Origin of the sequence: Brevibacterium sp. Mu109 (assembly GCF_900169375.1) — a bacterium.
GTDB lineage: Bacteria > Actinomycetota > Actinomycetes > Actinomycetales > Brevibacteriaceae > Brevibacterium > Brevibacterium yomogidense_A.
Genome location: NZ_FXZF01000004.1, coordinates 147,965 through 170,244 on the forward strand (window position 1 = coordinate 147,965; position 22,280 = coordinate 170,244).

At 69.1% G+C, this 22,280-nt stretch carries 19 protein-coding genes; 8 read left to right on the plus strand and 11 right to left on the minus strand.

The window, feature by feature from the left end; translation table 11 throughout:
• The first annotated feature begins 36 nt into the window (after positions 1 to 36).
• On the plus strand, positions 37 to 258 hold the full coding sequence (locus BSP109_RS17225; RefSeq protein WP_087008128.1) for a hypothetical protein: 222 nt from the start codon (positions 37 to 39) through the stop codon (positions 256 to 258).
• A 100-nt stretch (positions 259 to 358) separates the two neighbouring features.
• Here the strand turns inward: BSP109_RS17225 and BSP109_RS03980 are convergent, their stop codons facing one another.
• Positions 359 to 1,246, minus strand: coding sequence for a LysR family transcriptional regulator (locus BSP109_RS03980; protein ID WP_101599434.1), 888 nt, complete (start codon positions 1,244 to 1,246; stop codon positions 359 to 361).
• A gap of 91 nt (positions 1,247 to 1,337) precedes the next feature.
• On the opposite strand from BSP109_RS03980, the gene BSP109_RS03985 reads away from it, so the two are divergent.
• The 3 genes from BSP109_RS03985 to BSP109_RS03995 all read left to right on the plus strand — a co-directional run bounded on the left by BSP109_RS03985 (position 1,338) and on the right by BSP109_RS03995 (position 4,607).
• Complete coding sequence (locus BSP109_RS03985; protein ID WP_101599435.1) at positions 1,338 to 2,363, plus strand: malate dehydrogenase; 1,026 nt, start codon at positions 1,338 to 1,340, stop codon at positions 2,361 to 2,363.
• Between the two features lie 142 nt (positions 2,364 to 2,505).
• Complete coding sequence (locus BSP109_RS03990; protein WP_257944542.1) at positions 2,506 to 3,528, plus strand: 3-methyladenine DNA glycosylase; 1,023 nt, start codon at positions 2,506 to 2,508, stop codon at positions 3,526 to 3,528.
• A gap of 29 nt (positions 3,529 to 3,557) precedes the next feature.
• Positions 3,558 to 4,607: an alcohol dehydrogenase catalytic domain-containing protein gene (locus BSP109_RS03995; protein ID WP_087008122.1), complete on the plus strand. Its 1,050-nt coding sequence runs from the start codon at positions 3,558 to 3,560 to the stop codon at positions 4,605 to 4,607.
• Positions 4,608 to 4,672: 65 nt separating this feature from the next.
• On the opposite strand, the gene BSP109_RS04000 is transcribed toward BSP109_RS03995, so the two are convergent.
• The 3 genes from BSP109_RS04000 to BSP109_RS04010 form a co-directional block, all read right to left on the minus strand.
• Positions 4,673 to 5,419: a hypothetical protein gene (locus tag BSP109_RS04000; protein WP_101599436.1), complete on the minus strand. Its 747-nt coding sequence runs from the start codon at positions 5,417 to 5,419 to the stop codon at positions 4,673 to 4,675.
• Positions 5,420 to 5,425: 6 nt separating this feature from the next.
• The gene (thyX, locus tag BSP109_RS04005) at positions 5,426 to 6,211 is read right to left on the minus strand and encodes an FAD-dependent thymidylate synthase (RefSeq protein WP_087008119.1); all 786 of its coding nucleotides are present in this window, start codon (positions 6,209 to 6,211) and stop codon (positions 5,426 to 5,428) included.
• Positions 6,212 to 6,318: 107 nt separating this feature from the next.
• Positions 6,319 to 7,428 (minus strand): lipoate--protein ligase family protein, encoded by a 1,110-nt coding sequence (locus BSP109_RS04010; RefSeq protein WP_374700131.1) that lies wholly within the window; start codon positions 7,426 to 7,428, stop codon positions 6,319 to 6,321.
• A gap of 144 nt (positions 7,429 to 7,572) precedes the next feature.
• Here BSP109_RS04010 and BSP109_RS04015 point away from each other — a divergent pair, with 144 nt between their 5' ends.
• The 3 genes from BSP109_RS04015 to BSP109_RS04025 are packed head-to-tail and all read left to right on the plus strand — an operon-like array spanning position 7,573 to position 9,850.
• Complete coding sequence (locus BSP109_RS04015; protein ID WP_087008117.1) at positions 7,573 to 8,043, plus strand: GntR family transcriptional regulator; 471 nt, start codon at positions 7,573 to 7,575, stop codon at positions 8,041 to 8,043.
• Positions 8,043 to 9,005, plus strand: a complete 963-nt coding sequence (locus BSP109_RS04020) for an ABC transporter ATP-binding protein (RefSeq protein ID WP_101599437.1) — start codon at positions 8,043 to 8,045, stop codon at positions 9,003 to 9,005. Before BSP109_RS04015 ends, BSP109_RS04020 begins: the two co-directional genes overlap by 1 nt.
• Positions 9,002 to 9,850, plus strand: a complete 849-nt coding sequence (locus BSP109_RS04025) for a hypothetical protein (protein ID WP_257944543.1) — start codon at positions 9,002 to 9,004, stop codon at positions 9,848 to 9,850. Before BSP109_RS04020 ends, BSP109_RS04025 begins: the two co-directional genes overlap by 4 nt.
• A 284-nt stretch (positions 9,851 to 10,134) precedes the next feature.
• Here the strand turns inward: BSP109_RS04025 and BSP109_RS04030 are convergent, their stop codons facing one another.
• The 7 genes from BSP109_RS04030 to BSP109_RS04060 form a co-directional block, all read right to left on the minus strand.
• Positions 10,135 to 12,399, minus strand: a complete 2,265-nt coding sequence (locus BSP109_RS04030) for a prolyl oligopeptidase family protein (RefSeq protein WP_101599438.1) — start codon at positions 12,397 to 12,399, stop codon at positions 10,135 to 10,137.
• 38 nt (positions 12,400 to 12,437) lie between these two features.
• Positions 12,438 to 14,870: an HAD-IC family P-type ATPase gene (locus BSP109_RS04035; RefSeq protein ID WP_101599439.1), complete on the minus strand. Its 2,433-nt coding sequence runs from the start codon at positions 14,868 to 14,870 to the stop codon at positions 12,438 to 12,440.
• An 84-nt stretch (positions 14,871 to 14,954) separates the two neighbouring features.
• Positions 14,955 to 16,373: an MFS transporter gene (locus tag BSP109_RS04040; RefSeq protein ID WP_101599440.1), complete on the minus strand. Its 1,419-nt coding sequence runs from the start codon at positions 16,371 to 16,373 to the stop codon at positions 14,955 to 14,957.
• 87 nt (positions 16,374 to 16,460) lie between these two features.
• A complete protein-coding gene (locus tag BSP109_RS04045; protein ID WP_101599441.1) occupies positions 16,461 to 17,753 on the minus strand; it encodes an alpha/beta fold hydrolase in 1,293 nt (430 codons plus the stop codon).
• The gene (locus tag BSP109_RS04050) at positions 17,750 to 18,697 is read right to left on the minus strand and encodes a hydrolase (protein WP_257944544.1); all 948 of its coding nucleotides are present in this window, start codon (positions 18,695 to 18,697) and stop codon (positions 17,750 to 17,752) included. The genes BSP109_RS04045 and BSP109_RS04050 overlap by 4 nt, the downstream gene beginning before the upstream one ends.
• 52 nt (positions 18,698 to 18,749) lie before the next feature.
• Positions 18,750 to 19,841 carry a branched-chain amino acid aminotransferase gene (locus tag BSP109_RS04055; protein WP_101599442.1) on the minus strand — a complete coding sequence of 364 codons (1,092 nt, stop codon included), beginning with the start codon at positions 19,839 to 19,841 and terminating at the stop codon, positions 18,750 to 18,752.
• 202 nt (positions 19,842 to 20,043) lie between these two features.
• Positions 20,044 to 21,084 carry a 3-isopropylmalate dehydrogenase gene (locus tag BSP109_RS04060; protein ID WP_087008105.1) on the minus strand — a complete coding sequence of 347 codons (1,041 nt, stop codon included), beginning with the start codon at positions 21,082 to 21,084 and terminating at the stop codon, positions 20,044 to 20,046.
• A gap of 189 nt (positions 21,085 to 21,273) precedes the next feature.
• Here BSP109_RS04060 and BSP109_RS04065 point away from each other — a divergent pair, with 189 nt between their 5' ends.
• A complete protein-coding gene (locus tag BSP109_RS04065; protein ID WP_101599443.1) occupies positions 21,274 to 22,155 on the plus strand; it encodes a CoA ester lyase in 882 nt (293 codons plus the stop codon).
• Positions 22,156 to 22,280: the final 125 nt, after the last annotated feature.

The following is a 22,280-nucleotide window of genomic DNA, read 5'->3' on the forward strand; positions in this document are numbered from 1 at the left end:
TGAGTCCACCACCGCGAAGAGAAGGACACCTCCTCCGTGAAGAACTGCCTCTCCATCATCCTCGGTGGACTGTTCCTGCTGTCCAACCTCCTCGTCGTCCTCGCGGGAATCATCGTCGCCACCGACTTCGGCCACCCCGGCAAGTGGGGGTTCCTGGTGGGCACGCTCGTGCTCGCTGTCGTGCTCGGGCTGCTCTTCCGCCTCACCGGCCACCGCGTCCGCGACGCCTACGGCATTCTCGACCTGTTCAGCTGGTGACGAGCTGTCACGCTCCGGCACAGCGTCACCGCACGACACGCCGTCTCCGCACGACGCAGCCTCCCCACACGACGACACAGCCTCACCACACGCCACAGCGTCACACGTGAACAGACCTCGCGAGCACGTGATCGCGGAGCCGTCGTGCGGGCACACTCAGCGCCCCCGACGGCCACGCGAGCGCCACGGCCCGTGACAGCCCGCCGCTGATCGGCACCTCACACGTGCCATCGACCGGATCGCGCCTGCGCGGCAGGAGCGCGCACCCAAGATCGAGTGCGACGAGCCTGCGCATCGTCCCGAACTCTGCCGCTTCGACGGCGATGGCCGGCACCTCGTCCACGCGGCGGAAGAGCTCGTCGGTGAGCGCACGCAGATGGAACTGCGGCGGGTTCGCGATGAGCGGCTCGCCCACAAGATCCTCCACATCGACCTCACTGCGTCCGGCCAGTCGGTGGCCGTTCGGCAGCACCGCGACGATCTCCTGCTCCGCAACAACGGTGTGGGGCAGCTGCGCCGGCGGTGGGATGACGAGTGCGAGGTCAAGCGAACCGGTGACCAGGCGCTCGACCAGCGATGCCCCGTGTTCCTGCACGAGGTGGAGCTCCACACCCGGGAAGGCACGCCTGAAGCCTGCGATGACTCCGGGAACAGGTTCCTCGCCGAGGGTGAGCGGGAATCCGAAGCGCACCGTGCCGTGCTCCGCGTCCGTCTCCGCTGCCGCTTCGATGAGTGCACGGTCGATCTCCGCGAGAGGCTCCCCGAGACGGTCCGTGAGCGTTCTGGCACGCGGGGTGAGTGCGACGCGGCGGCCCTGCCGCACGACGAGCGGCACTCCCAGCGCATCCTCGAGTCCCCTGATCCGTCGGCTCATCGTCGACTGCGGCACCCCCAGGGCCGCCGCCGCACCCGTCATGTGCCCGTCCTCACGCGCCAGTGCCACCAGCGCACGCAGATCCGGGGCGAAGCGCAGCGTCCATTCATCCATGAACGGATCATATCGACCAGATCATTCATTGGACGGCGCACAGGGCCGGGGCGGAGGATGCAGGCAACGCCACTCACACAGGAGGACCGCCATGACTCGCACGATCGCCGTCACCGGAGCCGCAGGAAGCATCGCCTACTCGTTGCTCTTCCGGCTGGCCGCCGGAGCCGTCTACGGGGCGGAGCCCGTCCGACTGCGGCTGCTCGAGGTCCCCCAGGCCGTCGACCGGCTGGAGGGCGTCCTCATGGAGCTCGCCGACTGCGCGTACCCGACACTCCTCGAGGCGACCGCGACAGATGATCCGGACGAGGCCTTCGCCGAGGCCGACGCCGCTCTGCTGATCGGCGCCGCACCGCGGACACAGGAGATGGACCGTGCCGACCTGCTGCGCGCCAACGGCGAGGTGTTCCGCGCGCATGGCGCCGCCCTGGGGCGCAGCGCGAAGGCGGACGTGCGGGTCGTCGTCGTGGGGAACCCCGCGAACACCAATGCGCTCATCGCCGCCCATCATGCGTCCCACCAGCAACGTGCCGACGGGCAGAGGATCGACCCGTCGCGCTTCACGGCGCTCACCCGGCTCGACCACAACAGGGCCCTGGGCATGCTCGCGCAGAAGGTCCAGGCACCGGTCGAGTCGATCGAGCGTGTGGCCATCTGGGGCAACCACTCCAACACGCAGGTGCCGGACCTCGCCGATGCGCTCATCGACGGCCGCCCGGCACCCGCGGTGCTCTCCGAGGTCTGCGGAGGTGCGGCGAACGCGCGTGCGTGGGTGAGAGATGAGTTCATCCCTCAGGTGGCGAACCGCGGTGCGGCGATCATCTCCGCACGAGGCGCCTCGTCGGCGGCATCCGCTGCATCGGCCGCGCTCGACCACCTGCGCGACTGGACATTCGGCACGAACGGAGCACGCGTGTCGATGGCGGTGCGCTCCGGCGGCGAGTACGGGGTGCCGGAGGGGCTCGTCTCGTCCTTCCCCTGCACCGTCGATGCTGACGGCGCTCATCGGATCGTCGACGGGCTGGACCTCGACGACGACCGACGCGCACGCATCGGAGCCTCCGTCGCAGAGCTCGCCGCAGAGCGCGACGAGGCGGCGGCTCTGGGCTTCGTCTGATCGGTGTGCTGGACTCCGTGAGAGCTGCGAGTTGCCGCATCACGTGTGCGACGAACGTCGGGCACCACCGCCCGCCTTTGCCACCCACCCCTGTCGTCCTGCCACCCACCCCTCGCCGCCTGCCCGCGCCTACACTTGAGCCGTGTCCACACCCGCAGTCCTGACGTCGACAGTCCTCTCCGCCTCCGCCGCCGCGCAGCTGGCCGCCGACCACGCCGCCGCCGTGCACGAACGCACGGCCGCGCACCTCGCGCGCCGCGCCCGCGGGGAGAAGCACCCTGTCGAGGACTTCCTCCACACCTACTACCCCTTCACCCCCGGGCAGCTGTCGACATGGCACCCGGGCGCGGGCGTCGTGGTCCAGGCAGACGACCACGGCTCCGCGTTCCTCTCCGAGCTCGCCGGCCGGAAGTGGTACCGCGCAGTCGACCCGGCCCGGGCCTCGGCGGCGGTTCCGCTTGTCCGCGCCAGCCCGACCTCGGAAGCGGGCTCACCTCCGCAGGCCGCCCCGGCCTCGGCGGCGGCAGTCACCGTCGACCTCGCAAGCTGGCGGACCGCCCGCGGCGACGGCGCGCTGTTCATCCGCGATCTGCTGGCGCGGACGCTGGAGCGGGAGGGGACCTTCGGCTGCTTCGGGCTCCACGAATGGGCGATGGTCTACAAGCAGTCCCCCGACGAGGTCCGCCACGACCAGGTGCCGCTGCGGCTCACCCACGCGCAGACCGACACCGTCGTGGAATCGCACCGCGTCCGCTGCTCCCACTTCGACGCGTTCCGGTTCTTCACCCCGGAGGCCCGACCGCTCAACGAGCTCGCCCCCACCAGGGACACGATGCAGGAGATGGAGCAGCCCGGCTGCCTGCACGGCGGCATGGACCTCTACAAGTGGGCGATGAAACTGGGCCCGATCGTCCCGTCCGACGTCACCCTCGCCGCATTCGACCTCGCGCGCGACATCCGGACCCTCGACATGGAGGCGAGCCCGTATGACGTGCGCGACTGGGGATACGGAGTCGTCGCCATCGAGACCACGGCGGGCAAGGCGGAGTACGTCCGCCGCCAGCGCGGCTTCGCGGACCGCGGCAACGAGATCCGCCGCCGTCTCATCACAGCGATCGATACCGCCCTGGCTGACGAGGCCGCCGCGCTGGACACCGGATGCTGACGGGCGCACCACCCTCTAGACTCCGCTCCATGCGCGCAGTCGTCTACGAATCCTTCGGCCAGACTCCGTCCGTCCAGGACGTCGAATCGCCCTCCGCACCCGCACACGGCGTCGTCATCGCCGTCGAGGCCACCGGCGTGTGCCGGTCGGACTGGCACGCGTGGGCCGGGCACGACGATTCGGTGTCCGTCCCCCACGTCCCCGGCCACGAGCTCGTGGGCCGCGTCGCCCGAGCAGGTGAGGCCGTCACCCGCTTCACCATCGGGGACCGTGTGACCGTCCCCTTCGTCTGCGGATGCGGGACCTGCGAGTTCTGCAGATCCGGGAATGCGCAGGTCTGCCCCACCCAGACGCAGCCGGGCTTCACCCACTGGGGCTCCTGGGCCGACGAGGTCGTCATCCACCACGCGGACACGAACCTGGTGACGGCCCCGGAGGACCTGCCCGCCGAGGCCGTCCTCCCCCTGGGCTGCCGGTTCGCCACCGCGTTCCGCGGGCTCCACGACCGTGCCCGGCTGAGCGCCGGCGAGGTCGTCGCCGTGTTCGGGTGCGGCGGTGTCGGCCTGTCCGCGATCATGATCGCCAAAGCGATCGGCGCAGACGTCGTCGCCGTCGACATCTCCCGGGACGCGCTCGAACTGGCGCGGACGATGGGGGCCGGCGCCTGCGTCGACTCGACCGGGCTCACCGAGGCCGAGGTCGCCGCCGCCGTCCGCGACGCCGCTGCCGGACTCGGCACGGACGTCGGCCCGCATGTGACGGTCGAGGCGCTGGGCCTCGAGACCACGCTCAACGCGGCACTCCAGTCGCTGCGGCCGCTGGGTCGCCACGTGCAGATCGGGCTGCTCTCCGGTCGCCCCACCACCGCGGTGCCGCAGGTGATCGGCCAGGAGCTCAGCCTGCTGGGATCCCACGGGATGGCGGCTGCGGATTACGGGCCGCTGGTCGCGCTCGTCGTCGAGGGGCGCCTGCGTCCCCAGGACCTCGTGACGCGCACGATCAGTCTCGAGGAGGCGCCCGCGGCGATGGAGGAGATGGCGCGGGGAAGCTCCACCGGACTCACGATCATCAGGCCGTGAGGCTCATCGGGATGTGAGGCTCATCGGGCGTGAACCCAGTCGCGTCCTCTTAGGACCGCGGCAGATCACACGACGATGCGCGCGAGCGTCACCGGCGCCTTCTGACCGTCCCATGTGGCGACGAGCTGTCCGGCATCGACCGACCACCCGCCGGGAACGCCTTCTCCCTCTGCCGACGGGCTCCCGAGGTCCAGCACGTCGTAGACCTCCAGAGCGGTACCGCGCATGCTGATGAGCGTCCTGTCTCCCGCGTACCCGACTTCGGGCAGCGAAGCGGCGAGGGTCGGATCCGCAGAGCGCGCACCCTCGACGCCGGCTGCTTCGTCCGCGTCCACGGCCGCTCGGGAGGGGTCGATCCCCGGGCCCGTTCCGTTCACGTTCGCAAGCCCCTCCGTGATGCGCGACTTGCTGCCGTCGTCCTCGACCAGGAACTGCTCCGCCGCACCGTCGGCGTCGGTGATCGCGAGCAGCAGCTCCGTCACGTAGACCGGGTCGTGCGCCGCCTCGTACACCCACCGCTCGCCCAGCACCGAATGATCCATGGTGGTCACGAGCGCCTCATCGGGAGCTTCGTCGAGCGGCGCACCGCGGTAGGTCAGCGGCACCTGCACGACGACCTCTCCAGCATCCGGCAGCGTCACCGCGACGATGTGCGTCTCGCAGCCGACCTCGCCGGCTGGATCGTCGAAGCGGAATGAGGTGAGCATCCGCAGGTCGGCTGCGGTGAGCTCCGTTCCGAACCGCGCGGAGAGCCGTCGTGCGACGACCTCCGTCTTCCCCGGGTGCAGGTCTGCGGCGAAGATGTCGGACATGATGGATCAGGCCTTTCTGGTCCCCGGGACCCAGGCGCCGTCCTCCACCGAGTAGTCGGCGAAGACTGCGGGCGCCTCGTCCTTCATGATCTCTGCGAGCTTGCCGAACACGAGGCGGATCTCCTCTTCGGCGCCCGGCGCGGTGCGCATCTCGATGACGTGGCGCAGCGAGCGCAGGTTGGCGGTGTAGACGATGCCGGTCCCCAGCCCTTCCGGTGCGAAGCGGCGCATGAACGAGGTCATGTGCTTCTTGTGCGCGAACTTCGTCCCCTCCTCATCGAGGCCGAAGTGGGACGCCATCCACGCCTGGTGCTCCTCCAGCGTGTCGAGGACCTTGAGCGAGCGCTCCATGAGCTCCTCGTCCTCGCGCGCCCATTCGGGGAACCAGAAGGGAAGCTCGTCCAGACGGACGTACCGCAGTGATTCCTGGGAGAAGGCGCAGCCCGCGCGGTGGCGGATGAGCTCGTGTGTCAGCACGCGGGACACGTTGTGGAGGATGAACGTGTAGTTCGCGTGCTCGAGCACCGATCCGTGCTGCGAGCGGATGACGTTGCCGACGTATTCGGAGGAGTCCGTGCGCACGCGGGAGACGTTCGGGTTGAGGCCGGGCTCCCACGAGCGATAGCACATGCGACCGGAGAACTCGACGAGGTCCTCGCCATCGGGCGACTCGGACGGCTGGACGCGGTCCGACCATGCACGGCCTCCCACCTCATCGAGGTAGGCGTTGACCGACTCCCAGTCGATCTGGGGCTTGGCGATGAGCGAGACTTCCGGTTCGACGTGGCGCACTTCTGTCCTTCTTCGCGGTTTCCGGGACGAGGTGGAGCGCGGCGATGACGCCGCGTCCCACGGGTGTCGCCAGTCTCCCACATCGCGGGGCGCCTCACCCACCGTCGTCACGGCACGCGGCGGGTCCACTTCTCCGTGCCGAACTTCTCCTCCACGAGCTCCTGGGCCGCCGCCATCTCCTGGCCCGTGACCTCGCCGGTGCGCGCACCGTACTTCGCGGTGAAGGTCTCGATCATCGTGCGGATGATCTCCTCCCGCGACACGCCCGTCTGACTGCGCACCGGATCGACGCGCTTCTTCGCACTCGCGATTCCCTTGTCGGAGATCTTCGCCTTCCCGATCCGCAGGACGTCGGTCATCTTGTCCGCATCGATGTCGTAGCTCATCGTCGCGTGGTGGATGACGGCGTTCCTCGTCCGCTTCTGGGCGGCTCCGCCGATCTTCCCCTTCGACGAGGTGATGTCGTTGATCGGCACGTACCAGGCGTTCACGCCGTGCTTCGCGAGCGCTTCGATCACCCATCGGTCCAGGTACGCGTACGACTCCGTGTAGTCGAGCCCTGCGACGATCTCCCGCGGCGCATAGAGGGAGTAGGTGATGCAGTTGCCGCCCTCCATGAACATCGCGCCGCCCCCGGTCACACGTCGGACGACTTCCACACCGTGCTCCTCGACGCCTTCGGGGTGCAGTTCGTTCATGTACGACTGGAAGGCCCCGATCACCACTGCGCGGTCGTCCCACTCCCAGATCCGGAGTGTGGGCCCGCGCCGGCCGGCTTCGACCTCCGCCAGGAGCAGCTGGTCGAGCGCGACATTGAGCCGCGTGGGCAGCACCGGGGTGTGGATGACCTCCCACGGGTAGTCCGCGAACTCACGCGCGCCCGCCAGTGCGCGGCGCACGACCGTCACGACGTCGTCGAGGCTGAAGCCCTGCAGGTCGAGGTCCTCGTCGAACGGCGCGAGTGCCGCTTCGAGGCGCTGCACCAGCGCCTCCGGGCCCTCCGTCGCCGAGGCCCCCACAAGTGCCGGTGCCAGCGCATTGAAGGCGTCCTCCGGGTCGAGGAAGAAGTCCCCGGAGATCTTCGCCTCCACGATCCGACCGTCCGCGGTCGTGAGGTCCGCGACGACGAGCTTGCCGCCGGGCACCTTGTACTCGCCGTGGTGCTGCTGCCTGTGCGTGCTGGAGTGTTCTGCCTTCGAGTGATCCATGCTCGTCATGACTCCAACCTACTCGGTGCACATCGTCCTGCTCGGTGCGCATCGTCCTGCTGGGTACAGATCGTGCACCGACCCTTGACTCGACCCTCGGTTGAATGGTTACCTAGTCGAGTAACTAACCGATCCACCAGGGCAGGAGCTCGGATGTTCGATCAGGGTCGCCCCCTCTTCCTCCAGATCGCGGAATCGATCGAGGACTCGATCGTCGACGGCAGTCTCGAGGAGGAGTCCAAGGCGCCTTCCACGAACGAGCTCTCGACCTTCCATCGCATCAATCCGGCGACAGCGGCGAAGGGTGTCTCCGAACTCGTGGACCGGGGAATCCTCTACAAGAAGCGAGGAATCGGAATGTTCGTCGCCACCGGAGCCCGCACGCGACTCGTCGACGAGCGCACCCAGGGGTTCGCGCACGCCTACATCTCCCCTCTGCTCGCCGAAGCCCGCCGACTGCGACTGGGACCGGATGACGTCATCCGCCTCATCACAGAGCACCGGGACGACTCGGAGCGGACCGAACGGGCCGCAGAGCAGACAGACCCCACCGACCAGGCGGGCTCCACCGACCAGGCAGACCCCGCAGACCAGGCAGCCCACCGTGCACCACAGGAGGCATGATGACCGCCGTCATCGACGTCCAGAACCTCACCAAGCGCTACCGCAGCACCACCGCAGTCGACGACCTGAGTTTCCGCATCGAAGAGCATGCGATCTACGGGTTCCTCGGCAGCAACGGCGCCGGCAAGACCACGACGATGTCCATGCTCACGGCGCAGAACTTCCCCACATCGGGCAGCATCCGCGTGTTCGGGGAGCAGCCCTACGAGAACGCCCGCGTCCTGTCCCGGATGTGCTTCGTCCGCGAGAGCCAGAAGTACCCGGACGACTTCACCCCGCAGCACGCCTTCCGCTCCGCACGCCTGTTCTTTCCGCACTGGGACGAGGACTTCGCGCAAGAGCTCATCTCCGACTTCCGCCTGCCCCTGAAGACCACGATCAAGAAGCTGTCCCGCGGGCAGCTGTCCGCTGTCGGCGTCATCATCGGATTGGCAGCGCGGGCGGAGATCACGTTCTTCGATGAGCCGTACCTGGGACTCGATGCAGTGGCACGCGCGCTCTTCTACGACAGGCTCATGGAGGACTACGCGGAGCACCCGCGCACGATCGTCCTGTCGTCGCACCTCATCGATGAGATCGCGGACCTCATCGAGCGGGTCCTCATCATCGACGACGGGCACCTGCTGGTCGACGCGACGACTGATGACCTGCGCGGCCAGGCCGTGACGCTCACCGGCAGCGCCGACCAGGTGAACCGTTTCGTCGTGGGCCGCGAGGTCCTGCACCGTCAGTCGCTCGGCAACGTCTCATCCGCCACGGTGTTCGGCACGCTGAGCGATGCGGAGCTGACGGATGTGCGGGAGGCGGGCCTCGAGCGCACGCCCGTCCCGCTGCAGCAGCTCGTCGTCCACCTCACCCAGAAGAACCGGAACGGATCGTCCGAGGCACGACCCGGCGCACAGGCCGGTTCACAGGCCGGCACGGGATCCCGCTCCACTGATCCATCGGAGGCACGCACATGACCACCTCATCCACGACCACCACCTCGGCCAGTACCTCGGCCAGTACCTCGGCCAGCACAGGAGGCACGACCGTGACCACGACCGGCGACGCCGCCAGGGCGACAGGACCGATCCGCGCCCGTGCCGCTGATCCCCCGACGAGCGGCACCGCTTCGACCGGCTCACGCATCCTCAGCGTGGTACGGCTGCAGTTCGTCAATCGGTACACGTTCCTCTGGATCCCGCTCCTCATCATCGTCTCCGCCGTCCTCCTCTCCCTGGCGATCTACTGGATGGTCGACTCGGACTCCCCGGTGTACGGCGGCGGCGGTCAGGCTCCGCTCTGGTACTACCTGGCCGTGGGCGTCCAGGCGATGAGCCTCACGTTCCCGTTCTCCCAGGCGATGAGCCTCACGCGGCGCGAGTTCTTCCTCGGCACGGTCGTCGCCGCAGCGATCTCCGCCCTTGTGCTCGCCGCGTTCTACGTCCTCCTGGGACTCTTCGAGCAGGCGACCGACGGATACGGGATCAACGGCTACATCGCCTACCTCCCGTGGGTCTGGGAGAACGGTTGGGTGGGCACGGCAGCCGTCGTCGCCGCACTCACGATGTTCTTCTTCCTCACCGGGTTCTGGTTCGCCACGATCTACCGGCGCGCGGGGACGATCGCCGTCACGATCGCCGTCATAGGACTGGCCCTCGTGCTCCTCGCAGCGATCTTCATCATCACGCGGATGGAGGCGTGGTCGTCCGTGCTGGAGTTCTTCGCAACGATGGGACCGCTGGGGCTGGCAGGCATACTCGCTGGACTGGCAGTCGTCGTCGGGACAGGCTCCTGGGTCACCCTGCGCCGCTCGATGCACTGACGACTCGATGCAGTGAGGACTCGAAGCGCTGAGGCCCGGCACAGCCCTCGAGCAGCACCCGGCCTCGAGCAGCACCCGACCTGGAGTCAAGTGAGTGCAATATGGCCCAGAATCGCCGATTCTGGGCCATATTGCACTCACTCGATCGGGTGTTGAGGGGGGCGGGTCACGCTCGGTGTCCCCGCGGCTCCGTCACTCCCGCACTCAGCCGTCCAGCCGCTCCGTCACTCAACCGCCCAGCCGTTTAACCATCCAGCCGCCCAGCCGCCCAGCCGTCCAGTCACTCAGCCGTTCAGCTGTCGCATGAGGAACGCGTAGGACAGCGCGCGGGTCTTGGCGGCCTGCTCGTTGTCCGACGCGGCGGAGTGGCCGCCCTCCCGGTCTTCGAAGAACCACACATGCTCCGCGCCGGCCTTCTGCATCCTCGCCGCCATCTTCCGCGCCTGCACCGGGCCGACGCGGTCGTCCGAGGTCGCCGTCCAGAAGAGGACGGGAGGATACGTCGTCCCTCCCTCCTCGTCGACGAGGTGGTACGGCGAGAAAGTCCGGATGAAGTTCCAGTCCGCGGGGTCGTCCGGGTCGCCGTACTCGGCGGCCCAGGAGGCTCCGGCGGACAGCTTCGTGTAGCGGCGCATGTCCAGGAGCGGGACTCCGCAGGAGACCGCGCCGAAGTCGTCGGGGAACTGCGTGAGCATGTTGCCGACCAGCAGGCCTCCGTTGGAGCCGCCGGAGCACGCGAGCTTCTGCGCCACCGTCACGCCCCGGGCGACGAGGTCGCGTGCGACGGCCACGAAGTCCTCGTAGGCACGCTGGCGGTTCTCCCGCAGCGCTGCCGTGTGCCAGCCGGGGCCGTACTCCCCGCCGCCGCGGATGTTCGCGATGACGTACGTGCCGCCCTTCTCCAGCCAGCCCAGCCCGATCGTCGGCGCGTAGCCGGGCAGCCGGCTGAGCTCGAAGCCGCCGTATCCGTCGAGCATGACGGGGGCGGGTTCGCCGTCTCCGCCTCCGTCTGCGGGACCCACCTGGAAGTACGGCACGCGGGTGCCGTCCGCGCTGCGGGTGAAGTGCTGGGTGACGGTGAGCCCCGTCGCGTCGAAGAGCTCAGGAGCCTGCTTGACCGCAGTCAGATCGGCATCGGGTTCCCCCGCGGTTCCGAGCGCGCCTCTTTGCAGCGTCGTGGGCGTGAGAAATCCGCTCACCGTCATCCACACGTCATTCGCCGTCGCCGGATCATCCGGGTCGACGGCCCCCAGGCCGACCGACAGCATCGGGTCCACACCCGGCAGCGCACGACCGGGCAGCGCACCGGGCCTCCCCGCAGGTACGTCTCCTGACACAGCACCACCCTCGGACACAGCACCACCTTGGGACGCGGGCACGCCCCCGGAGACGAGGACCTCGCGGTCCACGACCCGCAGCTCCGCGCGCACATCGGTGAGGAAGGACAGCACCAGATGGTCCCGGGTGAGCGACCAGCCCTGCAGCGAGGTCCGCGGCTGGGGACCCTCCTCCGGGGCGAAGAGGACCATCGGCGCAGCGGACGCGGCTCCCCCGCCGTGGACGAATGTGTCATACGGCGCGACGGCGAGCGCCCCCGCCGGCACGGTGAAGGGAACGCCGTTCGGACCGGTGCCCGACCAGTCCGTGCGCGGCCGGAGGAGCAGGAGGTCCCGATCGACGTCGACGGAGACGTCCGTTGGGACGTCGATGAGCGTCCAGCTCACGGTGAGGTCATCCGCCTCTGCGATGCCGTCGTCGGTGACCGGGAGCTCTCGCATCCAGGTGCGGGAGTTGTAGAAGTCGATCGCCTCGACGATGACGGCCCGCTCGAATCCCGGTGTGCGGTCGACGCCGGTGAAGATGGACAGGAGCTCGACCGGCACGGACATGATCTCGCGGGCGTCCTCGAGCGCCTCTCCGCGTCGCAGCAGACGGGCGCTGCGCGGGTAGGTCGAATCGGTGAGCGATCCGGGTCCGAAGTCCGTCGCGATGAGCAGGGTGTCGTCATCGATCCAGCTCGCCTGCGCCTTCGCGGTGGGCAGCACGAAGCCGTCCGCCGGGTCGACGAACTCCTTCGTCTCGAGGTCGAACTCCCGGATCATATGGGCGTCGCCGCCGTCCGGGGACAGCGAGACGAGCGCACGACGGCGGTCGGTGCGGCGGACCCGGGCGCCGTGGAACACCCACTCCGTCTCGTCGGCCGCGGCCAGCGCGTCGACGTCGAGCAGCAGCTCCCACTCCGGGCTGTCCGTCACGTAGGACTCCCAGGTGGTGCGGCGCCACAGGCCCTTGGGGTGGTCCCGGTCGCGCCAGAAGTTGTAGTAGAGGTCGCCCAGCTTGCTCACGCCGGGGATGCGGTCCTCCGAATCGAGGGCCCCGCGGATCGCGTCCGAAGTCGCCTTCGCATCGTCATCGAAGAACTCCGCGAGAGTTGCCTGGTTCTGCTCGTCCACCCACGTGAGCGCATCTGCTCCCTCGATCTCCTCGAGCCAGAGGAACTCGTCGTGGGGCATGGGGGCGGCACCGGACTGCGCAGACGTTTCGACCATGGGCCCACCCTACGCACAGCCCACCTGCGCACAGCTCCTCAGCTCTCTGCCCCGATCCTTTCTGCTCCGCTCCTTTCCACCCCGATTCGCTCCGGCCGCAGGTCGAGCCGGCGCAGCAGCTGCGCGTTGAGTGCGACGACAACGGTCGACAGCGACATGAGGATCGCTCCGACGCTCATCGGCAGGACGAAGCCCACCGGCGCCAGGACGCCTGCGGCCAGGGGCACGGACAGCAGGTTGTAGCCGGCGGCCCACCAGAGGTTCTGCACCATCTTCCGGTACGTCGCCCGCGACAGGTCGATGACGGACAGGACGCTGCGCGGATCCGAGCTTGCGAGCACCACCCCCGCGGAGCCGATCGCCACATCCGTGCCGGCGCCGATCGCCAGCCCCACGTCCGCGCGGGCGAGCGCGGGAGCGTCGTTCACGCCGTCACCCACCATCGCGGTGATGCGGCCCTCCTGCTGGAGGCGCTCGACGGCGGCCGCCTTGTCCTCCGGACGCACGTCGGCGAAGACGCGGTCGATGCCCAGTTCTGCCGCCACCGTCCGTGCGACGGACTCCGCATCGCCGGTGATCATCGCGACGTCGACCCCGCGATCGTGGAGCGCGTCGATCGTCGCTCGCGACTCCGGGCGCACCTCGTCCTCGACGCGCAGTGCGCCGACGACGACGCCGTCTGCGAACACGTGCAGGACGGTCGCCCCTGCGACCCGCCACGGAGCCGTCGCGTCGAGCGCCTCGCCTCCCAGCCTCGTGACCAGGTGCGGGCCGCCCACGTGGACGTCGATGCCGACAGTGCCGTCGGTGCCGACAGTGCCGTCGATTCCGTCAGTGCTTTCGACGCGAGCGTGCACTCCCTCCGCGGGATGCGAGGAGAAGTCGGTGGCCCGGGGCACGGTGAGTCCCCGCTGCTCGGCCGCCCGGACGATCGCCCGGGCCAGCGGGTGCTCGCTGTCGGCCTCCGCTGCCGCGGCGAGCCGCAGCACCCAGTCCTCCCCCGCGCCCGAGGCGGAAGCCGGGTCCCGCCGGAACCGGCCGGCTGGGGCGTTCTGCTGGTTCTGGACCACGGCCTCGGCGGCGGGGCTCTCCCCAGCAGTGCGGTTCTCCGCAGCGATGGGGTTCTCTGCAGCAGTGAGGTCCTCAGCGGCTGTGGTGCGAGCCGTCGCGACCACGTCGGTGACGGCGGGTTCGCCCTTGGTGAGCGTCCCGGTCTTGTCGAAGAGGACCACGTCGACGCGGCGCATCGACTCGAGCGCCAGCCGGTCCGTCACGAGCACGCCCGCGCGGGCGGCCCGCTCCGTGGCGATCGACACGACGAGCGGGATCGCCAGCCCCAGTGCATGCGGACACGCGATGACGAGCACGGTGATCGTGCGGACGACGGCGTCATCGGGTGTGCCGAGCAGCCCCCACACGATCGCGGTGACGATAGCGGCGACGAAGGCGAACCAGAAGAGCCAGGCCGCGGCACGATCAGCGAGCCGCTGGGCGCGGGAGCTGGAGGACTGCGCTTCCTCGACCAGACGGCTGATGCCGGCGAGGGTGGTGTCGTCGCCCACCGCCGTCACCTCGACGCGCAGGCCGGAGTCAGTGGCGATGGTGCCGGCGATGACGAGATCACCCTCGCCACGGCGGACGGTTGTGGACTCGCCGGTGACCATCGACTCGTCCATGCTCGCGGACCCCTCGGCGACGCGGCCGTCGGCCGGCACGGACGCACCGGGGCGGACGACGACGAGGTCGCCCACCACCAGCTCGGCAGGATCCACCTGGACGGTCTCGCCTTCGCGGACCACCTCTGCGGTGTCCGGCAGGAGGGCGGCGAGCGCGGTGAGGGCGGAGGCCGTCTGCGCGGTGGAGCGCATCTCCACCCAGTGGCCCAACAGCATGATGACGACGAGGAGCGCCAGCTCCCACCAGAAGTCCAGTTCAGCACTCAGCACGCCCAGGGTGGAGCCCCAGGACGAGAGGAACGCGACGGTGATCGCGAGCCCGATGAGGAGCATCATCCCGGGACGAAGGGCCCGGATCTCGTCGACCGCGCCGGTGAGGAAGGGGCGGCCGCCCCACACGTACATGACAGTGCCGAGGACCGGAGCGACCCACGTCAGCCAGCCGGACTCGGGGAGCGGATAGCCGACGAGTCGCGCGAACATCGGGTCGAGGGCGACGGTGGGCACCGCGAGGACCAGCATGATCCAGAAGAGGCGCCGGAACTGCTCCGCGTGAGCGGAGTGGTCGTGGTGACCGTGGCCTCCGGCGTGGTCGTGCTCGTGCTCGTGCTCGTGCTCGTGCTCGTGACCAGCATGGCTGTGGCCATGGGAACCGTGCTCGTGGTGGCCGTCCTGGTGATCGCCGGGTCCGTCCCGGTGATCGCCGTCGCCAGCTGGGTGCTCGCCATGGCTACCCGCATGCTCGCGGTGGTCCGCGTCAGAGTTATGAGGGGGATGGCGCCGAGAGTCAGTCATACTCCATATATACCCCCATGGGGTATATATGGCAAGCCGCTCACAGGTGGTCCAGGGCGTCCACCTCCCGCGCCAGACCGCCCCTCACTCCAGCTCGCGCCCCGTCGTGTCGTGGGCGAGCACCGCCATGAGGATGACCGCGATGACCACCAGCGCACCCGTCAGCGCGAAGGTCCACGTCAGCCCGAGGACTGGCCACAGGAACGACCCGAACGCCAGCGGCGCGATGCCCGTCGCCCAGCGCGATGCGCTCGACGCCCAGCCGAAGCCGGAGGCGCGCAGCTTCGTCGGGTAGAGCTCGGAGACGTACGTGTAGAGGGTGGGGATCGCGATCTGGATGACGAACCCGAACACGAGGATGAGGGCCTGCGCCGTCGCACTCAGGTTGGCGCCGGACGATTCCAGCACCCATGCGAAGCCCACCAGGGCAGCGACGCCCGCGAGCGACGACAGGGCCAGCTGCCAGCGCCGACCGATGTACTCGATCAGCAGCGCGGACGCGATGACGCCGACGATGCCCACCGCCGTCATCTGCCCCGTCACGATGAAGGCGGCCTCGTCGCCCAGGCCCTGCTCGCGCAGGATCTTCGGCAGCCAGGTGAGCGCCGCGTAGTACAGGAGCAGGATCGAGACGAACAGCGACCACGCCACGAGCGTGATCGGAGTCGACCACTTCCACAGATCTGCGACCTGCCCGGTGACGGCCGCGACCTTGCCCGCCCATGTGCCGGGCGCCGCCGCGGGAGGCTCGACCTCCGCACGGCGCCATTCCGTCACGTCGGAACCGGTCGCCTTCACAAGCCGGCGGACGATCACGTCGGCCTCGTCGTGGCGCCCGACGCTCGCCAGGTACATCGGGGACTCGGGGACGAAGAGGCGGATCCCGAACACCAGGAAGGCCGGCACGATCATGATGAGCATGACGGCGCGCCAGTCGGTGAACGAGATCAGCCAGGCGGACACGAACGCACACAGGGTCGCACCGATGGGCCACCAGCCGTCCAGCGCCGTGAGCACCCTGCCGCGGTGCTTCGCGGGAGAGAACTCGCCCACCAGCGCGTAGTCGACCGGAATGCAGCCGCCCAGGCCGAATCCGGCGAAGAAGCGGAAGAGGCAGAAGATCCAGATGTTGGGGCTCATCGCACCCAGTGCAGTGAAGACCGAGAAGCACAGCAGCGTCAGGGTGAACGCCTTCTTCCGCCCGATCCGGTCAGCGATGCCGCCCCAGACGAACGCGCCGATCGCCATGCCGACCAGATTGACCGTCGCGATCCAGGCGGCCTCACCGACCGTCAGGCTCCAGTGGTCGCTCAGCAGCGGGATGAGGAAGCCGTTGAGCGCGACGTCCCAGGCGTCGAACATGAAGCCCAGGCCACCCACCAGGAAGATCGCACCCTGGGTTCTCCACCTCCAGGGGAGGCCGGCGATGACGTCTGAGGTCGTCGGAAGCTCAGCGCGCTGCGCGAGCGTTCCCGCATCACTGCGGGAGTCTGAAGAAGACATGGGGAGACAGTACACCGGCTTTTTCGCTCTTCTGCGAAAAAGGGGTGACACCGAGAATCATCGTGACCGTTTCGTAATATTCTTGGGTCAGCGGCGGCGCGGGAGCAGCCGGTCGACCGCCAGCTGCGCGCGGATGGTGCCGCCGAGCATCGCCGAGGGCCCGCCGCCCTTCGACAGCCCCTCGAGCCGCACCTCGGGCGAGCTTTCGGCGCCGGTGCCGTGCAGCACGTCGGTTCCGTCGCCCTCCCCCATGCGTGCGATCGTCAGGCGGATCGACGCGAACAGCGCTTCGACGTGAGTATCCAGGGCACTGTGGCCGTGGTCCGGGACGGTGGCCAACAGTCCGCGAGGCGCCAGTTGCGCGATGCGCTCCGCGACGGGACGCGGGGTCCGCAGGTCGCGGTCCCCCGACAGCGCGACGACCGGGACGGTCAGCGACGGAAGCGATGCGGCGAGGTGGAAGGGCTCAGCGCTGAACGGCGAGAACTTCTTCGCGACCTCGTGGAACGAGGCGCCGGTGTCGAAGAACGCCTCCGAGTCCGAATCAGCGAAGTCGAGTTCCCGGAACGCGATCTCTCCGACCCGGTCGAACTCCATGTAGTACGGGAGCGATTCGTCGGTGTCCGACTGGCCGAGCTTCCCGAGGGTCGCGAGAGTGGTCCGGGCCTTCCCCACCGCGATCTGGTTGAGCAGCGCGTCGAGAGTGCCCATCCCTGCGAACTCGTAGACGATGCGGACTGCGCGGGACAGCCGCTCTGGTGAGAGGACACCGTCCATCGCGAGGTCACGCACCTTGCGGGCCAGCAAGCGGTGCTCGTCGTCGCCGTGGGTCCCGTCGTAGAGCAGACCGTCCGCCCACGCGCGGCTCTCCGCCCTGCTCGCCTCCAGCATCGGAGAGTCCAGCACGATCGCCGCCACCCGATGAGGCAGGGTCACGGCGAACGCCAGCGCGACGTACGAGCCGTAGGACGAGCCCACGATGGTCACCCGGTCGATGCCCTCGGCATCGAGCACGGCGCGGATGTCGTCGACGACGAGAGAGATGCGCATCGCCTCCAGCGGCAGATCCGACCCGTCGGCGGAACGGCGAGAGAGCCCGACTCCGCGGTGCTCGAGCATGAGGACGTCCAGGCCCTGCCTGACGGCCTTCTGCCGCAGCGCCCGGTACGGCACTGCAGACGCCAGCCCGGGTCCACCCGGGATGATGAGGACGGGAGGACCGGAGTCATCCGCCGCCCGCGGTGCATCATCGCCCAGTCCGGGCGTCGTGCGGACATAGGCCAGGGAGAACGTCGCCGAATCCCGCTCATCCGTGACCGGTCGTTCGATCCGATGCAGTCCGGGGGTGGCCTCAGCGGCCGTGCGCAGTCGCTTGCTCATATGCGGTCATCGTATGCGCCCGACACCCACGCCGCATATCGGTCCGCCGACTCTGCGATGGCACGCGCCCCGCCGTGCATGAGCCGCTGCCCGAAGCTGCCGTAGATCCTCTCCACGTCCAGGTCCGCGACGCGCTCCGCGATCATCCGGACCGCTCGTGCGGACAGTGGCAGGTAGTTCGGGAACGACCGCATGAAGGTGACCCAGCCGGCGCGGGCCACGGGCGACACGGAGTCGCTGCCGAGCATCACCAGCGCACCGTCGCTCGGCGCGCGCCACAGCGCCACGGAGCTGCCGGGGAAGTGCCCGCCCACCTGGCGCACGCGGATGCCGGGCAGGGGCTCCGCCTCCTCGTCGTAGAGCTCGATCGCGGGTCCATGGCACTGCACCCAGCCCGAGTCCTTCCGCGACACGAGGATCGGGGCATCGTCGAAGGCACGGCTCCACTCGAGCTGCAGTCCGTACATGTGCGGGTGGCTCGCCACGATCGCGCCCACTCCCCCGCGCGCCGCCACCGCCTGGACCGCGGCGTCGTCGATGAAGGGCGGGACGTCGAAGAGCAGCCCGCCGGTGCGATCCGCTCCCGAGGCCGCCGCCAGATAGCAGGTCTGTCCGATTCCCGTGCGGGGCTGGGTCCGCAGTGAGTGGAGGCCCGGCTCGACCTCGGCGACCTCGATCGATCGCCCCGAGTCAGCGAGCTCTCCCACCGTCGTCCACACCTGGCCGACGGCGGGGACGAATTGGCGCTCGTCCTCGCAGATCGGGCAGACGGCGGGCGGCGGATCCGCCGCCTCCACGCCGCAGGTCGCGCACAGCGTCACGCGCGCGACGGAGCGCGCTCCGTCATGGCCGGGGACGGCACCGCCTGCAGAAACAGCAGAGGGGGCCGGGGCACCTTCGTCTTCGGGCATCCCGACCCCCTCCTCGTCGAACAGAGCGTGCATGGATCAGCGCGTGTGTGGATCAGCGCGTGCGGTCGATGCGGTCTGTGCTCGCTCAGGCGAGCTTGACCATCCAGCCCTCCGGCGCCTCGGCCCGGCCGTACTGGATGTCCAGCAGAGTCCTGCGCATCGCCACCGTCGTCTCGCCGGGCGTCTCACCGTGGTCGACGGTCCAGTCGTCCGTGACGAGCTTCCCGATCGGGGTGATCGCCGCGGCGGTGCCGCAGGCGAATGCCTCCACGATCGTGCCGTCGGCGGCACCGGTGCGCCATTCCTCCACAGTGATGGGGCGCTCCTCCGGGGTCAGCCCCAGACCCGATGCCAGGTCGAGCACCGACCGGCGGGTCACACCGTCGAGGATCGTCTCCGACACCGGTGGGGTCAGCAGCCTGCCGTCCGAGGTGACGAGCATGAGGTTCATGCCGCCCAGCTCTTCGAGGTGGGTGCCGTCCACGGCGTCCGTGAACATGACCTGCTGGCAGCCCTTCGAGTTCGCCTCGATCATCGCCGCCGTGGACGCCGCGTAGTTGCCGCCGGTCTTCGCGAAGCCGGTCCCGCCGGCACCCGATCGCTTGAGGTTCTGCGACAGCCAGATGCTCACCGGCTTGATACCGCCGGAGAAGTACGCGGCGGCTGGAGACGCGATGACGTAGTAGTCGGCCTGCTGCGTGGGGCGCAGCCCCAGGAAGCGCTCTGCGGAGATCATGAAGGGGCGCAGGTAGAGGCTCACCTCGTCGGCGTCGTCCTTCGGGGTGGGCACCCACGCCGCATCCTGCTCGACCAGCGCGCGCAGCGAGTCGACGAAGTCATCTCCGTCCATCGGGGGCAGCGCCATGCGGGCAGCGGAGGAGTTCATGCGGTCTGCGTTGCGGTCCGGGCGGAACGTCCAGACGGATCCGTCGGCGTGGCGGTAGGCCTTGAGCCCCTCGAAGATCTCCTGCGCGTAGTGCAGGACCGCGGCGGCCGGATCCAGGGCGAGAGGACCGTAGGGGACCACCTCATGGTTGTGCCATCCCTGCTCCTCGGTGAACCGGATGTGGGCCATGTGGTCCGTGAACTGCGTCCCGAACACGGGGGCACCCAGAATCGCGTTCCGCACGGTCTCGCTCTGCGGCTGCGGATTCTTCTGGAGTGCGAACGTCGTCATTGCATACTTCTCTCTGATGAGGAATCGGTTGTGTCTGCGGTCACTCTAACGCAGGGACGACGAACGCCCCCACCCGGTGGGCGCACCCGACTCCGGAGTGCTGGGAAGGGGGTTCGACGGCCTCGGCGAACCGCTGGTCAGTCAGTCAGCCGACCAGCCGGACCGGCGTCCAGCCGGCCCGGCGTTCAGCCGGCCCGGCCCGTCAGGCCAGGCGTGCTGCGATGGCGTCTCCGACCTCGGCGGTGGTCCGGGGTGCCGTACCGCGGTCCGCGAGGTCGGCCTCGACGGCTGTCTGGATGGCCTCGGCGACAGCGGTCAGACCCAGGTTCTCCGCCATGAGCGCTCCGGAGAGGATGCAGGCGGTGGGGTCCGCCTTGCCCTGGCCCGCGATGTCCGGGGCCGATCCGTGGATGGGCTCGAACAGGCTGGGTGCCGTGCCCGCGACGTTGATGTTGCCGCTGGCGGCCAGGCCGATCCCGCCGGTGACGACGGCCGCGAGGTCCGTCACGAGGTCGCCGAACAGGTTGTCGGTGACGATGACGTCGTACTGCGACGGGTTCGCGACCATGTAGATCATGGCGGCGTCAGTGTGCTGGTAGGCCACCTCGACGTCGGGGTACTCTTCGCCGACCGATTCCACCACGCGGCGCCACAGGTGGCCCGCGTGGACCATGACGTTCGTCTTGTGGAGGTACGTGAGCTTCTTCCGGCGGGCGCGCGCCTGCTCGAAGGCGAAGCGGACTGTGCGCTCGACGCCGTAGCGGGTGTTGACGGAGACCTCGGTGGCCAGTTCGTTCGGGGTGCCTTCGCGCAGCGTCCCGCCCTGTCCGGTGTAGGAGCCCTCCGTGCCTTCGCGGACGACCACGAAGTCGATGTCGCCGGGGTTGGCCAGCGGTGAGGTGGCTCCCGGGTACAGCTTCGACGGGCGGAGGTTCACCGCGTGCTCGAAGCCGAAGCGCATCTTGAGGATGATGCCGCGCTCCAGGACGCCCGACGGCACCGACGGATCGCCGCATGCGCCGAAGAAGATGGCGTCGAAGGCGCGCAGGCGCTCCATCTCCTCGTCGGTGAGGGTCTCCCCCGTCTCGTGCCAGCGACGGGCGCTGGCATCGAACTGCTCGGTGTCGAGGACGGCATCCGAACCGGTGGCCTCGATCGCGCGGGTGAGGACCTTGAGGCCTTCGGGGACGACTTCCGTGCCGATGCCGTCACCGGGCATCACAGCGATCTTGAACGTTGTCATGGGGATGACAGTAGCGCGCGGGTCTCACCATTCGACTGCTCATCTTGAGAAATGAGACTCGGACAGGCGAGGGGTGTCTTCGCGTCGTTCAGGCCGGTCGATTCCGCGTGCCACGACGCATCGCCGCCGGGTGCATTCCGGCGACAGCGCCGGGTGCATTCCAGTGACAGACGGCAATAGACTCGGAGCATGTCGACGACTCCCATTCGCAATGCTCGCGCCGCGGCGCTGCCCGCCAAGCTGTCCCGGACCTGGCTGCTCGTGAACGCCGCCAAGCCAGAACTGTTCGAACCCGGTCAGCGGTCCGAGGCGGACTCGGTGATCTTCGACATGGAGGCCGCCGTCGCGGAGGACCAGAAGGATACGGCGCGCGCGCACGTCGTCGAGGCCCTGTCCGGCCGCGACTCTGACACCGGCGAACCCCAGATGACCGCATGGGTGCGGATCAACGGGACGCGGACCCCTCACTGGGAGGACGACCTCGCAGCGCTCAACGGGCTGGCCGGTCTGCGCGGCGTCATGCTTCCGAACACGGAGGCGCCCGAACAGGTCAGCTGGACCTCGATGAAGGCGGGGGCCGGAGTGCCGGTGCTTGCGCTCGTCGAGACCGCGATCGGTGTCGAGCACGCGACGCAGATCGCGAACGCCCCCGGCACGTTCCGCCTGGCGCTGGGCACGAACGATCTCCGCAAGGACACCGGCATGTCCGACGATCCGCTGGCGCTGGCGTACGTGCGCTCGCGGCTCGTCATCGCATCCCGCGTGGGCGGACTGCCGGGCGCCATCGACGGGCCCTCGCCCGCCGGCGCCTCGGAGGATCGCGTCCGTGAGGACTGCGAGTGGACCATCAAGATGGGTATGGCCGGGAAGCTCACGCTCACGCCCTCGATGACGCCGATCATCAACGATTCCCTGGCCCCGTCCGAGGACGAGCGCCGCTGGGCGCGCGAACTGATCGAGGGCGCGCAGAGCAGCGGCGGGGAGATCACGGACGGCTCGTACCTGCCGCGCCTGGCCCGCGCGAAGAAGATCGTGGAGCTCGCAGACTCCTACGGTCTCTGGAACGCCTGACGGAAGTCGCACGCGCTTCCCACCGAGTGAGTGCAAACCGGCCCAGAATCTAAGGTTCTGGGCCGGTTTGCACTCACTCGGTATGGGGTGACTGTAGATACGGGGTGACTGTCGGTGTGGGGTGG